The sequence below is a fragment of the Streptomyces sp. NPDC101165 genome (assembly GCF_044768135.1).
GTDB lineage: Bacteria > Actinomycetota > Actinomycetes > Streptomycetales > Streptomycetaceae > Streptomyces.
The window spans coordinates 78,691-92,972 of record NZ_JBIWPG010000026.1 but is presented as its reverse complement, the minus strand read 5'-3'; the positions used below and the strand labels follow the sequence as shown (position 1 = coordinate 92,972).

The 14,282-nt window shown below is 68.1% G+C and carries 14 protein-coding genes and 4 pseudogenes; 13 read left to right on the top strand and 5 right to left on the bottom strand.

What is annotated here, in order from left to right; genetic code table 11:
• Positions 1 to 177: 177 nt before the first annotated feature.
• Entirely contained in the window at positions 178 to 825 is a 648-nt protein-coding gene (locus tag ACIRVH_RS39860) for a DUF1707 domain-containing protein (protein ID WP_403964354.1), read from the bottom strand.
• A 198-nt stretch (positions 826 to 1,023) separates the two neighbouring features.
• Here ACIRVH_RS39860 and ACIRVH_RS39855 point away from each other — a divergent pair.
• Positions 1,024 to 1,098: pseudogene (locus ACIRVH_RS39855) on the top strand (transposase); the annotation flags it as partial.
• 99 nt (positions 1,099 to 1,197) lie between these two features.
• Here ACIRVH_RS39855 and ACIRVH_RS39850 read toward each other — a convergent pair.
• Entirely contained in the window at positions 1,198 to 1,761 is a 564-nt protein-coding gene (locus ACIRVH_RS39850; RefSeq protein WP_403964481.1) for a hypothetical protein, read from the bottom strand.
• Positions 1,762 to 2,308: 547 nt separating this feature from the next.
• Here ACIRVH_RS39850 and ACIRVH_RS39845 point away from each other — a divergent pair.
• The 9 genes and pseudogenes from ACIRVH_RS39845 to ACIRVH_RS39805 all read left to right on the top strand — a co-directional run bounded on the left by ACIRVH_RS39845 (position 2,309) and on the right by ACIRVH_RS39805 (position 9,788).
• The gene (locus ACIRVH_RS39845; protein ID WP_403964352.1) at positions 2,309 to 3,790 is read left to right on the top strand and encodes a sialidase family protein; all 1,482 of its coding nucleotides are present in this window, start codon (positions 2,309 to 2,311) and stop codon (positions 3,788 to 3,790) included.
• Positions 3,791 to 4,837: 1,047 nt separating this feature from the next.
• The gene (locus ACIRVH_RS39840) at positions 4,838 to 5,599 is read left to right on the top strand and encodes a MerR family transcriptional regulator (RefSeq protein WP_403964350.1); all 762 of its coding nucleotides are present in this window, start codon (positions 4,838 to 4,840) and stop codon (positions 5,597 to 5,599) included.
• A gap of 137 nt (positions 5,600 to 5,736) precedes the next feature.
• Positions 5,737 to 6,099 carry a hypothetical protein gene (locus tag ACIRVH_RS39835; RefSeq protein WP_403964348.1) on the top strand — a complete coding sequence of 121 codons (363 nt, stop codon included), beginning with the start codon at positions 5,737 to 5,739 and terminating at the stop codon, positions 6,097 to 6,099.
• A gap of 108 nt (positions 6,100 to 6,207) precedes the next feature.
• A pseudogene (locus tag ACIRVH_RS39830) lies at positions 6,208 to 6,684 on the top strand (IS5/IS1182 family transposase); the annotation flags it as partial.
• A gap of 57 nt (positions 6,685 to 6,741) precedes the next feature.
• Positions 6,742 to 7,359: an NUDIX domain-containing protein gene (locus ACIRVH_RS39825; RefSeq protein WP_403964471.1), complete on the top strand. Its 618-nt coding sequence runs from the start codon at positions 6,742 to 6,744 to the stop codon at positions 7,357 to 7,359.
• A 101-nt stretch (positions 7,360 to 7,460) separates the two neighbouring features.
• Positions 7,461 to 7,901, top strand: a complete 441-nt coding sequence (locus ACIRVH_RS39820; RefSeq protein WP_403964346.1) for a DNA polymerase thumb domain-containing protein — start codon at positions 7,461 to 7,463, stop codon at positions 7,899 to 7,901.
• Positions 7,902 to 7,975: 74 nt separating this feature from the next.
• Positions 7,976 to 8,218: pseudogene (locus ACIRVH_RS39815) on the top strand (hypothetical protein); the annotation flags it as partial.
• Positions 8,191 to 8,310 (top strand): annotated as a pseudogene (locus ACIRVH_RS39810) (RbsD/FucU domain-containing protein); the annotation flags it as partial. The pseudogenes ACIRVH_RS39815 and ACIRVH_RS39810, both read left to right, overlap by 28 nt.
• 257 nt (positions 8,311 to 8,567) lie before the next feature.
• Entirely contained in the window at positions 8,568 to 9,788 is a 1,221-nt protein-coding gene (locus ACIRVH_RS39805) for an esterase/lipase family protein (RefSeq protein ID WP_403964344.1), read from the top strand.
• Between the two features lie 332 nt (positions 9,789 to 10,120).
• On the opposite strand, the gene ACIRVH_RS39800 is transcribed toward ACIRVH_RS39805, so the two are convergent.
• Positions 10,121 to 10,561 (bottom strand): hypothetical protein, encoded by a 441-nt coding sequence (locus ACIRVH_RS39800; RefSeq protein WP_403964342.1) that lies wholly within the window; start codon positions 10,559 to 10,561, stop codon positions 10,121 to 10,123.
• 135 nt (positions 10,562 to 10,696) lie between these two features.
• On the bottom strand, positions 10,697 to 11,137 hold the full coding sequence (locus tag ACIRVH_RS39795; protein WP_403964340.1) for a nuclear transport factor 2 family protein: 441 nt from the start codon (positions 11,135 to 11,137) through the stop codon (positions 10,697 to 10,699).
• 120 nt (positions 11,138 to 11,257) lie between these two features.
• On the opposite strand from ACIRVH_RS39795, the gene ACIRVH_RS39790 reads away from it, so the two are divergent.
• The 3 genes from ACIRVH_RS39790 (at position 11,258) to ACIRVH_RS39780 (ending at position 12,748) form a co-directional block, all read left to right on the top strand.
• Positions 11,258 to 11,830, top strand: a complete 573-nt coding sequence (locus ACIRVH_RS39790) for a TetR/AcrR family transcriptional regulator (RefSeq protein ID WP_403964338.1) — start codon at positions 11,258 to 11,260, stop codon at positions 11,828 to 11,830.
• 313 nt (positions 11,831 to 12,143) lie between these two features.
• Positions 12,144 to 12,536: a hypothetical protein gene (locus ACIRVH_RS39785; protein ID WP_403964336.1), complete on the top strand. Its 393-nt coding sequence runs from the start codon at positions 12,144 to 12,146 to the stop codon at positions 12,534 to 12,536.
• A complete protein-coding gene (locus ACIRVH_RS39780) occupies positions 12,533 to 12,748 on the top strand; it encodes a hypothetical protein (RefSeq protein WP_403964334.1) in 216 nt (71 codons plus the stop codon). Before ACIRVH_RS39785 ends, ACIRVH_RS39780 begins: the two co-directional genes overlap by 4 nt.
• 15 nt (positions 12,749 to 12,763) lie before the next feature.
• Here the strand turns inward: ACIRVH_RS39780 and ACIRVH_RS39775 are convergent, their stop codons facing one another.
• Positions 12,764 to 14,197: a hypothetical protein gene (locus ACIRVH_RS39775; protein ID WP_403964332.1), complete on the bottom strand. Its 1,434-nt coding sequence runs from the start codon at positions 14,195 to 14,197 to the stop codon at positions 12,764 to 12,766.
• Between the last annotated feature and the right edge of the window lie 85 nt (positions 14,198 to 14,282).

The following is a 14,282-nucleotide window of genomic DNA, read 5'->3' as shown; positions in this document are numbered from 1 at the left end:
TTCACAGGCTGGAGCCGCACCTTCACCGAGTTCTAGGGGCTCGCCCGCAGCAGCCAACCGAACCAACCAGTTGAGCTGACCAGGCCCCTGCGGCAGCGGCCGCACCTGCAATACCCGGGCGTCGCCCAGGTTGGGAAACCTCAGCGAACGCCCCGTCGGCAGTTCACAACGATGGTGTCATTCACCTGCAGAGTGGGACGTGGGCCTGCGCAGCAGCCACTGCCCGAACGTCCGACGCGGGGGTCGCACCACCACGCGGCCGTGAGCCTTCTGACCGACCAGCTCCACTCGCAAAGTGACCGGCGTATCAGGATTCGTCGGAGTCTTGAGGTGCTTGACCCTGCTGTGTACCAGCTGCAGACCGTCAGTATCGACCACGACGCCCGGCCTCGTGACCAGCGTCAGACTCTTCCCCGTCATGCCCACGTCGATCCGCAAGGTGTCGTGCGTGATCACGGCGTCAGTGAAGTCGAGCTTCACCTCGCAGTACGTGACGGCGAGCTCCAGCCCCCGCGGCACCACCCAGCGCCCGACGCGCTCGACCGGGCCGCTGTGGACCTGTTCGATCCGGACCACGTCCTTGACCTCTGCTCCAGTCACACCGACGGGCGGCAGATCAGCGGTGAGCGCGGCCAGTTCATTCAGAGTCCGCGCCGACAGGGCAGCTTCCAGGCGCTCGTCCAACTCGTCTGCGGTCAGCAGGCCGTCCCCCGCCGCGATACGCAGCACATCCACCACCCGGTCCCGGTCCGCATGAGAGGCTCGCAGCTCAGGCGACGAGCCGAGGCCGGAGCGCTTCCCGGTGGGCGAAATCTCTCCCGACATGCTTCCGTCCTGGTCCTGTCGAACGTCTCCGCGCGACGCAGGCAGCGGCGCGAGCAGAAGCCTAACGCTATATCGCGACATGGATCCGGCTGAGCCCATCGCCAAGAGGCAATGGTCAGCGTCCAGTCACGGCATAGGGCACTCATCATGCCGAGGCCCGGTCGCGACAACAACCGCCCCCCAGGGGCCAGTTCGGGCAAGGACCAGCTCTACGGGCACATCAAGAAGACCAAGAACCGCTCCAAGTGCTTGCAGTTCTGTCGTTACCTGCGCCTACGCACCCACCAACAACTCCTGCCTCAACCGGATCGAGGCCCAGTTCACCATCCGCGGCCTGGTGGACAGGACGAACGTTGCCTGAGGCACGACCAGTTACTCCAGCAGCCGCTGAGCCACCAGCGCGACCGCCTCGGGGAACGGGCACTCGAAATGTTCGACGCGCACATCACGGGCGAGGCATTCGAGTGTGTCGTCATGGAAGGTCAGGATGTAGTGACGCATCCTGTCGTGCCAGCCGCCCAGGTGCGCGGGGTGCACCGAGTTGATGCGCTCCGCCTCGGCGATCCATTGGGAGTTGTGGACTTCGTGGGCCTCGTAGGCTTCCAGACCGTGGTCGGACAACGGGTGACCGTGGAGGGCTTCGTCATTGGGCCCCCCGAACCTGACCGAGTAGGGTCGGATGAACTCGATCAAGCCCAGGGCTGCCGGAGCCGGATCACGAGAGTCGACCATCGTGGCCCAGGATCCGTCCCAGTCGGGTCTGGGCACATGGCGATAGAACAAGACCATGGTTTGGTTACTGGAGTTGAAGAGGTGCGGCATCGGAGCGCCTGCGCTCCAGCGGATCCCGAGGTCCAGCACGCTCGCATACGGCAGACCCTGACTGCGTGCCACTTCCCGTGCCGCTTCCCGTTGGGCACGGAGTTCGGCGGCCATCGCGGCCCATTGTTCGCTGTTCAATATTTCCTCGTGGTAGATGCACGGTTCTCCGCCCAGGCACAGGAGGCCACAATGGCGAGGACCAGACCCGCGCATCATTTCAGCGAAGCGGCGCTTGCAGCGACCCATTTTGATGGGGCCGCTGCCTCCAGCCCCGTCCAGCCCCGCGAGAGCCGGGGCATGGCTGGCACCGCATCTGCCGAAGTCCGGTCACCGGCGCGGGCTCTGGACCGTACACCGGAAGGTCATCAACGGGATCCCGTTCCGGAGCCCGGTGGCCCGTGCACCGTAAGGCTGACCGATCCGGAAGAACAGACCCTCGTGTCCTGAACGGACGCCGACCCGACATGCGTGGCGCCACAGCCATCCGACGACGGCGCCCCACCCAGGACTCCGCCATCCGGCCCATCAAGATCACCGATCATGACGCCGAAAGAGACGGAGCGGAGTCACCTTCCGGGCGTTCCGGCATGACTCTGCGCTCACGCAGCCCCGATGCCTGCGGTGCCGTCACTCGGCGGCCGAGGCCCACAGGAGGCCCTGCATGCCTGTACGCCTGCCCCTGACCACCATCGCTGCCGCTACCGCCGCGCTCGTGCTCACTGCGATCACCGGCGCGACTCCTGCCGCGGCCGACAACGCTCGCGGCGGCGGACTGCTGGACAGGGTGACCTTCGGTGACCCGTACGCCAACTGCACCATCGGCGCGAGGTCCGCCGACAGCGTCGTATACCCCGGCACCGAGGTCGAGCCCTACCTCTCCGTCGATCCGCATGATCCGAAACGTGTGGTCACCGTGTTCCAGCAGGACCGTTGGTCTGACGGCGCCGCGCGCGGACTGGCGGCCGGCTGGACCAAGGACGGCCGCACCTTCCACGAAAGCACGCTGCCCTTCAGCGCGTGCGCCCCGGGTGGCGCGGACTACGAGCGGGCTTCCGACCCCTGGGTAAGCACCGGGCCGGACGGCACCGTCTATGCCAGTGGGGAGGGCGTCGACTTCACGAAGAGCACGCGCAGCGCCCTCCTGACCGTCACCTCCCGTAACGGCGGCCGCACCTGGGAGAACCTCACCACCACGCACGTCGACGAGGAGCCGTTCTTCAACGACAAGCCCTCGATCACCGCCGACCCGATCCGCAGGGGCACGGCCTACCAGGTCTGGGACCGCCTCAACAACAATCCTCCGGGCCCGAGCTCGATCGACGGTCCGGGCTACATCTCTCTCACTCGGGACGGGGGCCGTACCTGGAGCGAGGCACGCCCGTTCGTCGACACCAGTGCCGTGCCCAACACGCAGACGATCGGCCATGTGATCGTCGTCGACCCGCGCACCGGCACCCTGTACGACTTCTTCGACTGGATCACCTCCTCCGACGACCTGAGCACCGTCACCGAGGCCCATTACGCCGTGGTGACCTCGACCGACGGCGGCGAGACCTGGAGCGCTCCGACCACCGTGGCCCGGGACACCTCTGTGCCGGAGGTCGATCCGAACGACCCCGCCAAGACGCTGCGCGCGGCGGCCACCCTGCCCAGCCCGGCCATCGATCCGAGGACCGGCGCGCTGTACATGGCCTACGAGGGCTCGGACTTCTCCGGCGGCGCCTACAACTCCGTCCAATTGGTGCGCTCCACCAACGGCGGGCACACCTGGAGCCGGACTCCGGCACTCATCAGTCCCAAGGGTGTGCCGGCCTTTTCACCGTCGATCGCCGTCGACAAGCGGGGCACGGTCGCGCTCACCTACTACGACCTGCGCTTCCTCAAGCCCGGCGACACAACCACACTGCCCACCGCCTACCATCTGGCCACTCTTCCGCGCGGTGACCCGGGCTTCCGATCCGAGCGACGCATCTCCCGGATCTTCGACTGGCTGCAGGCGCCCAACGCCGGGGGCTACTTCCTCGGCGACTACCAGGGTCTGACCGCCGCCGGCGACGGGGTACGGGCAGTACTGACGGAGGCCAACTCCGGGGCACCTCAGAACCGCACGGACGTGTACAGCGGTAGCCTGCGTACGCGCTGACGGTGCTGGAGCCGGTGAGGCGGGCGCGCAGCCGGTGTCATCCGGGGCATCGCGCATCCGGATCCGCCCGGATCCGCGGTGACACCGGCCCCGGAGCCGGACGACAATCTAGCCGTATCACCTGCCTGATGGGGCGTTCAGTGGATGGTCGCCACCGTCGAGTGAAACCATCTACACCGACCGTCGCCGTGACGACGGCATGTCCACGTACTCCGCTGCTGCTAGCTGGTCGTGCTTACTGCGGCGGCCCTGCGCCGGAACCCGCACTCCTGATCCGTCGCAGCTGCAGCGGGGGGCCGGGGGCCGCCAGGCCGGTCGTGCAGGCTACTGGAGGTTCGGCGGGACGTTGCTCGCCGCTCGAGGCCCTCTGCTGCTCTCGGGCGAGCAGGCGCATGCAGGTTCGCGGGCTACTTGTGCCCAATGGCCCGCAGCGATCTCCCGAGTGACCGTCGACCATTTCGAGGAGACGGCCGGAGCCGTCCGCATCCTCCTCGGCGCCGTCCCGGTCGAGCTTCCCGCATTCGTTGCTGGACGGGCCCTCCAACAGGTCGAGGTTCGCCGCAGTCATACCTTCCTCGGCCGGACAGACTGACGCTGGCTCCTCCCCGGAGGCCGGCCTGGCCGCCCGATCAGTGCCTGGGCCATGAGCGAACGGCTCCGCAAACTCGGCATCGGGCTCGCGCAGACCCGCTCGACCGCCGTTCCAGGCCGCCACCGAGCTGCCCGCCACGGTCCTCCTCCGCACCCTCGGCATCGACATCACCGTCGCCGTCGCCGTCAATTGGCAGCGAGCCGCCGCCGGAGACCGGAGCGCCTACGAAGCCGAGGTCAGCCAACGGCCGGCTAGGAGCGCCCGGCAGTAGGTGGTTCGTGGCGGTGACCTGCCGGTGATCGTCTGGTATGTGTGAGCGGCGGGTACGCCGACGGATCCTGTTGCCGACCGTAACGGATAAGGGCATGTCCAGTGCGGCTTGCGCTTTCCGTTGCGTCAACTCCTACGGTCGCTCGTGTGGCCGGACAGACCGGCCCGGCGAGGAAGGTGCGGCCATGGCCTGGTCGATTGCGGACGTGGCCCGGATGTCCGGGGTGACGTCCCGGACCCTGCGTCACTACGACGAGATCGGATTGCTTGCTCCCGCGTACGTCGGCAGCAACGGCCACCGCTACTACGAGCAGGCCGGACTGTTGCGGCTGCAGCAGATCCTGCTGATGCGGGAACTGGGCCTGGGGCTGCGGGAGATCGCGGCGGTCCTGGAGCACCAGGTCGACCAGGTGGCCGCGCTGCGCGAGCACCAGCGCAGGCTGCTGGCCGAGCGGGACCGCCTCGACCTGCTCGCCCGCACGGTCGCCCGCACCATCGCCGCACTGGAGGAGGACGAGGAGACACCCGACATGGGAAAGACCAGCAGGCCGGAAAACCTGTTCACCGGCTTCGACACCGCCCGATACGAGTCGCCCGCCCGCACACAGTGGCCCCACCAGGCACAGCAGTCAGTGCAGTTCGCCGCCACGCTCACCGAGGCGGAGATGGCACGGCTGCAGAGTGAGGCGACCGCCGCCATGGTCCGTATGGCCGAGTTCATGCAGGCCGCCACGCCGGTGACCGACCCCGCCGTGCAGGCCGAGGTCGACGCCCATTACCAGGGCATCTGCCGGATGTGGACCCCGGACGCAGCCGCGTTCAAGGCCCTGGGGCAGAAGTACGTCGACGACGCGCAGTGGCGCGCGGCCTACGACCAGGCCGCTGCCGGGCTGGCCGCATACCAACGGGACGCCATGGTCGCCTACGCCGACGCCCGGCTGAGCTGATCTGTCACCGGTTGCTGGGGGCTGCAGACCCCAGCAACCTGGCGCCTTCCACCCCGCTCCCCTCCTGCCACCCGCTTCCATCCCCTGGCGGCGCCTCGCGTACGGTGCGGCACCGCCCCGCCCCTGGAGTGCCCTCTGTGATCCCCGCCCACTGGCCCCGCCACCACCGCAGTGAGGACAACGAACTCCTCGGCTACCTGCGCCCTGTTGAAGACACCCTGGGCCAATTTGTCCCGGTCACCCTCTTCGGCCACCCACTGAGCGGACCGGGTGGCGAGGACCACGCCCGCCAGTGCCTGGACCGCGCCGGACTGGACTACCTGGCCCAGGACTGGCTGCTGTCCCTGCCCGGCCGCCCGGATCCCATCGCCGTTCAGATCGTCGAGGCCACCCCGCAGCAACTTCGGGTGAAGAACATCGACTACGGCTACCCGGACGCGGACCTCGACCACATCTTCGTCCTCGACATCCCCACCACAGGACAGCTTCACCCGCGCTGACCCCGTGCCCTGCAGCACCGGCTGCGACAGCGGATCCCATCGGACGGTCGACAGGGAAAGCCCAGGAGGGCCACTACACGACCGTGGACGTCCTCTCCCGGAGATCGCGTGCCCGTCCTGCCGTCCAGCCTGCTTGAACCCCTGTGGGACCAGTTCACAGCGCTGCTGCCCGAGCACGTCGACACCCAGCCGCTGGGCTGCCACCATCCGACGCCGGGTCAACTACTGGTCTCAGCTGGGCGTTGCCGAGAAGATCCACGCGCTCGCCCTGGAAGCGTACGACCGCATGATCGGCCTGGAGCTGGGTGAGCTGTCCGTGGACGGCTGCATCACCAAAGCCCCTGCGACGGAGAGGCTACCGGCCGCTCGCGGGTGAACCGAGGCAAGCAGGGCCTGAGCCGCTCGGTGGCCACCGAGGCGCGCGGAGTCCCGCTCGGCATCGTGACCGCCGGAGCCAAACGCCACGACTCCGCGCTGCTCGTGCCCACCCTCCAAGCCGCAAAGGAGCAGGCCGGCGAGCTACCCGAGCAGGTCAACGTGAACCTGGACTGCGGCTACGACAGCGACAAGACCCGCGCCGCCCTGTGCGGTGGATGGTGTCCGTCGATCACTGTTGTCAGTGGCTCCTGCCAGCATGCGCAGATGACCTCACCAGACCCCCTGCTCATCACCCCCGACGAGCAGCCGCGTGCCCGCCTTCTCGAGCTGGTCGGTGCCATCGAACCGTGGGACGACCTGGAGCGCACCCATCTGGAGACTGCCACGCAGTGGATCGCCGGCGGAGCCCCGCTCTACCGGGTGCGCAAGCCGGATGTCCCGGCGATGCACTTGGTGAGCTACTTCGTCGTCCTCGACAACAGGCGCGAGCAACTGCTGCTCGTCGCGCACCGCAAGGCGGGCCTGTGGCTGCCGGCCGGAGGACACGTCGAGCCGGGTGAGGACCCGTGGGCCGCGGTGGTCCGCGAATGCCATGAGGAGCTGGGCATCGAGGCCGTGGCATCGTCGATCACCGGCGAGCGTCCCCTCTTCCTCACCGTCACCCGAACGCGGGGGCAGAGCCCGCACTCCGACGTATCGCTCTGGTACCTCCTCGATGCCGACGCCCACACCATCACCTCTTACGACCAAAACGAGTTCACCGCAATCCGGTGGCTGACCGACGAGCAGGTACTCGAGGAGCCGACCGAACTGCTCGACCCCCACATGCACCGCTTCACCCGCAAACTGCAGCACGCCCGCACCAGAAGGCATCACGGGTAGCCTTCTCCGGCTGTTCGCGATGCCGCACGACCCCACCATGCCGGGGACTGAGACCAGCACCGCTCACATACGCCGTCCCCGTGGGAGCTGCGACCGCGAGGGTGGGCAATTGTCTGGCTGTTCCTGCTGGCAGGCGAGGACCCGAACCATCCTCGGAATCCCCCCGGCACTGCGGAAAGGCAGGCAGGTCGACTGCTGGAGCTGTTGGCCTGGCATCGGCTCCGTGGTCGGCGGCGGCCCCGGAGCTGCGGGCGCGCCCGGTCCGGGAACTGCCCGGCGTAGGCGGGAAGGCGGCTGCCGTACTGGCCGAGTGCAGGCTGCACACCGTCGCCGACGTCCCCCGGCTCACCCTGCAGCGGCTGCTCGGCGCCCGCGCCGGAATCACCCTGCACGAGCGGGCTCACGGCCACGACACCATCATCGTCGACCCCGGTCGAACGTCGGCCAGCATCAGCACCGCGCACCACCTCGATCGTGACGAGCTCGACCCGGCCCAGCACCGGCGGGCGCTGCTCGCCCTGGCGGACCACCTCGGCACCTAGCTGCGCGCCTCTGGTCAGATCACCCAGGGCATCACCTGCACCATCCGCATCTTCTCCTCGCGGTCGGTCTGAGTGCTGCGGTCCTGACGGTCTCCAGCGATCTGCCGGAGATGCTCGGCATCAGCGACCGGGGGCGGATGATGGCGCAGGGCCGGATCGCCGGCGAACTGGCGGCCGACCAGGCCACCCAGGACGCCGTGATGGCCCTCGCAGTGAGTGCCTCCGTGAACAACCCCGTAGGCAACCTCTCATCGGCCGCTTCTTCTGGTGAACTGGAGGCTTCACCCGACTGGCGTATGTCTCGCACGAGGAACTGAAGGAGCTGTCGGCGGGCGCTCGGCTGGTGGTGCGGACGGGCGTGGCGCGGCCGTACGCGAATGTGCTGCTGCGGTGTGGGCTCTTCTTCTGAACCGCTGAGCTGCGGAAATGCTGCGAAATGCTTCGAGGGGCCCGGTCCCTCGACCGGGCCCCTCGGTTTACCCCCTCCGACTGTTCTAACCCCGGCGATCCCCCCAGATCCCCCTCCAAAGGCCCTGACGCCATGTACGGCGCGCGAGGGCCGGGCAGGGTTCCACGGCTTCCAGAAAGTTTCCGACAGGCAATTTGCCCGAAATATGCCACATGATGTTGTCGTCCCCCTCTCCCCCTCCCACGAGGAGTACGACCATGTCCGAAACGACCGAGGCCCCCGTCACGCCGTTCACCATCGGCGACCCGCTCGACTCCCCCTCTCACCCGGTCGAGGTACCGGACTTCGACGAGGAGTGGACCGTCGACAAGGGATTCACCTGGGTCTTCTACGGCAAGGACAACGACACCCTCACCCGGCCGGTGATCATCGCCGACGGTTTCAACCACGGCAAGAGCAAGCTCAAGGAGCTCTACGAGTTCCTCGAGGGCGAGGACTACCCCTTCATCAGCGAACTCCGCCGGCGCGGCAAGGACGTGATCCTGCTCGGCTTCGACAACCGCACCGACTCCATCCTGACCAACTCGAAGGCGGTCGAGGGAACCATCCGTGAGGCCATCGCTCGCCGTACGGGCAACGAGCGGCTGATCGTCGGCGGCTTCAGCATGGGCGGCCTCATCGCGCGCTACACCCTGGCCAGGATGGAGGCCGACTTCCACGAGGACGAGCACCAGACAGGCGTGTACTTCTCGTTCGACACCCCGCACCGCGGTGCCTCCATCCCCGTCGGCGTCCAGGCGTTCGCGTACCTGCTTCCGTACGGCCTGAACCTCAAGCCCCATCCCTTCGAGCAGCAGATGAACAGCCCGGCCGCGCGGCAGATGCTGTGGCAGCACTATGACAAGACCACGCAGAAGATCGGGGTGGCTCCCGAACGCACCGCGTTGCTCAACGAGCTGGACCGGGTCGGCCAGTGGCCGCGGATCCCGCGCAAGCTGGCCGTCGCCAACGGCCGTGGCGACGGCATCGGGCTGCCCGACGTCGAGCCCGGCGAGGTCACACTGCGGCTCGACGTCCGCTACCCCGGCACCACCTTCTACGCCCAGGCGCAGGGCGACGACGTAACGGTCGCCTACCTGAACCGGAAGTTCCCGCCGACCGAGCGGACCATCACGACCAGCGGCTTCCCGGAGCTGGACGGCGCACCGGGCGGCACACTCGCGACGTACGAGATCCTCGCCAACTCGATGATCGAGGCCGGCGGCGAGGCCGACCTGCGGCATCCGCACGTGTGCTTCGTCCCCTCGGTCAGCGCGGTCGACATCCGGGACTTCGCGCGGCAGGAGGACCTGTACGCGAGGGTCGACGGACTGGACCCCTCCCAGAGCGGCTTGGACGAGTTCCACTGCTCGTCCACGACGACCCCGCACACCCTCCCGACCGAGGAGCTGTGCACCTGGCTGATGGACCGGTTCTAGGCCTGGGTGCTGCTGAGATCACTCTTCGGGTTCTGTTCCGGTACGGAAGCTGGATCCGGTAGGTCGATTGGCGTGACGCGCAGGCAACTCGCAGACCAGCGATGGAAGTTGACTGAGACCACCCTGTCGATCGGCGGGTTCGGCCCGTACCCCGAGCGGCTGCGGGAACAGTTCGAGGGTCGGTGAGGATCGCGACGTCCACGCGCGCGACGGCGGCGGCCGTACAGCCGGCAGCCCGGCCACAGCCGCATCGGGTACACGGCGTGCTGGAACGCGCGGGACCGCCGCACCACATGGGTGCGGCGGTCCTGTCACGCCCGCAGTACCTGCGGTCAGTCCCTCCGGATCCGTTGCTCGATCCCGAGGAGGTGGAATTCGCTGTATCCGAGCCGTCGGGCGAGGGCTTCGCACTCGGCGTACTGCTCCTTGGCGAGGGGAACGTCCATTGTCTCCAGGGTCCGCAGAAGCAGCCGGAACCCCAGGTCGCAGTCGATCCCGGCGATGACCTGTTCGAGTGCCGCCAGGACGGCGGTGCCCGGTACCGGCAGCAAGGCCGCCTCGGATCCCGGAATGCGCTGGTACCCGTCCGAGGCGATGTGCCTGTCGACGGTCTCGCGGGTCGTGCACGGATACCACGGACCGGCAAGCCTCGCGGCCGGCCCGGACATACCGAAGTCGCCCTTCGCGTCCCGCCGTCGGGTGTCGACCGGCGGCCAGCTGATGAGCTGGCCGTCGTGCACGACGGCCAGCGGGTACCCCAAATGCTCGGCCACGCCAAGGAACAGGCGGAAGCCAAGGTCGGCATCAGCCTCGTCGTTGTGCAACACCCTTAGAACCGCCGCGAGTCCGCGAGAAAGTGTGTCGCGGTGACGGACTGCCGGCTCGTGGGGTCGCTCCCCGTGCTCGCGCTACTTGCCTTCCAGTGCCACCATCAGCTGCGGCAGGTTCCCGCCGCCCACGATGAGGGCCAAGTGGTCGTGGAAGTCCCGGCTGCTGACGATCAGACCGTCGCGGACCCGCAACACCTGGATGTTGGCGGCCTTGAAGGATCGCCCGGTCACCCGGTGGTGCACCTGGTAGTCCCACTCGGCGATGATCACCTCCGGGTCGTCGGTTTCCCGGATTACCACGTTCGTCGAGGTCAGCTCTATGGGTGAGTGCGCTGCGACCTCCGCGAACCGCTGCCTCAGCACGGCTCGCCCCTCGAACCGGCGTGGCCCGACCGGCTCGAAGACCGTCTCCACCACTGCGTCCTCGGCGTAGAGCCCGGCAAGCTCCGAGAACCGCCCGGCGGTGATGCCTTCGAGTAGTTTTTGGAACACTTCGCGCGGTGACCGCGTTTCGGACACGACCAACCTCCGGAAAGAAACCGTCGTTAGAATCGGACTAGTAACTCCGGTTTCGACGATACGGACTGCCAACTCCGGTTGTCCAGTACGGCTCTGCCGTCGGCGGGAAAGGTGAGAGGGATGAGCGACGCCCAGAAGCGCCCGCTACGCGCGGACGCGGCCCGCAACCGGGCTCGGCTGCTGGACGTTGCCACGGAAGTGTTCACCACCCGCGGCGTCGGCGTGTCGACCGAGGAGATCGCCCGGGCCGCCGGGGTCGGGGTCGGCACGCTCTTCCGGCACTTCCCGACCAAGGAGGCTCTGCTGGAGGCGGTGATGGTGCGCAGGGTGGAGTCGATGGCAGCCCAGACCGCACAGTTGATTGCCGAGTCCGAGCCCGCCGATGCCTTCTTCGACTGCTTCCGCCTGCTGATCGACCAGTCCGCAGGCAAGAACGATTTCGCCCAGGCACTGGCCGCAGTCGGGGTCGACGTGCACTCGACCCTGCGGCAGTCGAGTACCGAAATCCGGGCCCAGCTGGGCGAACTGCTGGCCGGGGCGCAACGGGCCGGGGCGGTCCGCCCGGAGCTGGGCCTATCGGAGCTGCTCGCCCTGCTGGCCGGAACCAGCAAGGCGATGGAGCAGCTTGGAGCGAACCCAGCTGCCCAGGAGCGGATCTTCGAAGTGGTCTTCGAGGGGCTGCGGCCGCGCTGACGACAGGAGTTAGTCCCACGTTCCGTGACAGATGATCCCCGCACCAGCCGCTGTACTGGGTCAGAGTGTCTCGTGCTGGCCGACCCCATGGCCGACGTACTATGCGCCGCGTCAGAGGCGCGGCCAGGGCACGGCAACGCCGGGCTCGGTACGGCGACCACTCGACAACAGACAGCCACTCCTGCGCCGCAGCCTTCATATACAAGTGATCAGCGACCCAGAGAGCGAGGGATCAGCCGACCATCCTCCCCGCGGGAGGGGGGGAGCTCGGGCATCACCTCCAACCCGGAACCCCGCGACGGTGCAGGTGCGGATGCGTACGGCGGCCCACCCGGTGTTCGCTCTCGCCGTGATGGGGAACCGTCCCGTGTTCCGGGCGCGGACGGAGCTGGCGGACGGCCTGGGACTGCCGGAGTTGACCGCGGCCGTGGACGACACCGAGGCCGTTGTCCTGCAGGTCGTCTCCGAGCGACTCGCGCTCGTCATGGTGACCACGCAAGGCGCCGAAACGCTCGCGCGCGCCGGTTTCACGGTGGATGACACGGCGGCCTTCCCGATCAGGGACGACAAGCCGGTCTCGGCAGCCGAAACGCTTGCGGACGCCCCTCGCCGAGCCCCTAGCGGCTGGGCTCACGCCGGACCCGACGGCCGCGTGATCTGCTCTCGGCAGGATCCGGATATCCACGACATAGAGTGCGTTACGTGAGTGCACATGGTGATGAGGACCGGAAGAGCGCCGGCGAAGGCGGGCAGAGCGATGACGCCGAGCGCCGGGCGACCGAGAAGTTCATCAGCGACCTGCTGGCGCGGGGCGAGGCGGTGTTCGAGGGTGAGGAGCCGACGCCGCGTACGACGCACGTCGTCGAGCGCGGAGACGACGGACGGCTCACCGTCCGTCGTCTGCGCTTTTTCCACTGACTGCGCCGCGACTGCTCAGTCGAAGCACCGCCTCACCAGAGCGAGGCCCTCGCCGGTTGTGCTTCGCCTGACCTCGTGCGTCTTGAGCCGGGAGGGGCTGTCGTCGACGAACGCCGTAGCGGAGCGGTACTCCTCGGCTACGGCGACGCGACCTCGACGGAAGAGGTCCTCGAGGTACGACGTGGCGACCCGCTCGGGGTCGGCTGGTCGCACCGAGCCGCCGGCGGGGTCGGAGCCCGCGATACCGAACCGTCGTTCCTGTGCGGGGGCGGAGAGAGTGAGGGGCTGGGTGAGTCCATAGACCGCCCCGTGGATCGTTACGGCCGTGAGTCCCTCGTCGTCAGCACCACCCGGCGTGGCCTCGGCGATTCCGGCGCCTTTGCGTGCCACCTCCGGCTCGGTGATGGACGCGGCGGCCTCCAGGGAGAGGATGCCGTGACGGATGAACGCCGAGCGCAGAGAGGGGCCGTACTTGCCGCCGTTGCGGCGCTGGTCCGCGGCGATCATGTGACCCGCGACCTGCGCGTAGTAGGCGGACACCACGGGCGCGGCCACGACGGCATCGACCAGCAGCTGTCCCGCAATCTCGGCTGCGAGGCCCAGACCGGCCTGGTCCTGCAGGTCCTGCTGCCGGAAGATCCCGGCGACCACCTTCAGGAACGCACCGCTGAACACGCGGGAGAACGAGTGCGGCTCGCTGGAGAGCATGGTCGCCGGTCCGTTCGGCGGCAGCTCAACCGGGTCGTGGTAGAAGAAGCTGTTCGAGAGGTTGCGCAGGCAGTCCGGGTCTACCGCGTTCGGGTGACCCTGGCGGATCGCAGCGCCCAGTTGCTCGGCCGTCCTCGACACCCGCGAGGACAGTTCGAGGTCGCTCTGCGTCTCGGCCAGTACCGCGATCCGCAGAGGTTCCAGCTGGAGCGAGGTCAGCAGCGCGCTGATGTCCCCGAAGGCTTCGTGCAGGGCGGCCGTCTCTGCGCTCGCGGCGTTGAACAGCCGAGGGCGCAGAGCGTCGAGGATCGCGTGGCCCGTCTCGTGCGCGACGACCTCGGGGCTCTCGCACGCGGCGACGGTGACACCTGCCACCGTACTGCGGAAGAACCACAGGCCCTTACGGTCGTAGAAGGCGTTGAGGTCGTTTCCTGCGTCGAGGTGCGCGGTGAGGGCCCGGCCGACCATCGGATGCCAGTGCGTTCCGGTCGGAACCAGCGGACCCCAGGTCTGGCTGGCCCTGCTGAGCGCATCGGCCGCCACCCAGTAGCGGAAGGCCTCAGTGCCCGGACCGGCACCGTCCGGCTGCGGCGCGGCTTCCGCGATGGCCGTCGGGAAGGGTTGTGTGTCGAGCTGGGGAACGGGATGCGGTACGGGCATGTTGACCTGCGGAGGGAATCCGGGGTCGTCTTCGTACACCAGAACCGTCGGAATCGTGGCGTGCTGTTGCTGCACCGTCATGGCGCCTCGCTGAGTGGGGGGAGAGTGCGGATGGTGGTATCCACCACAGGGAAACTTTTGATCAAGGGTCCCTCGTGTTCAGTAC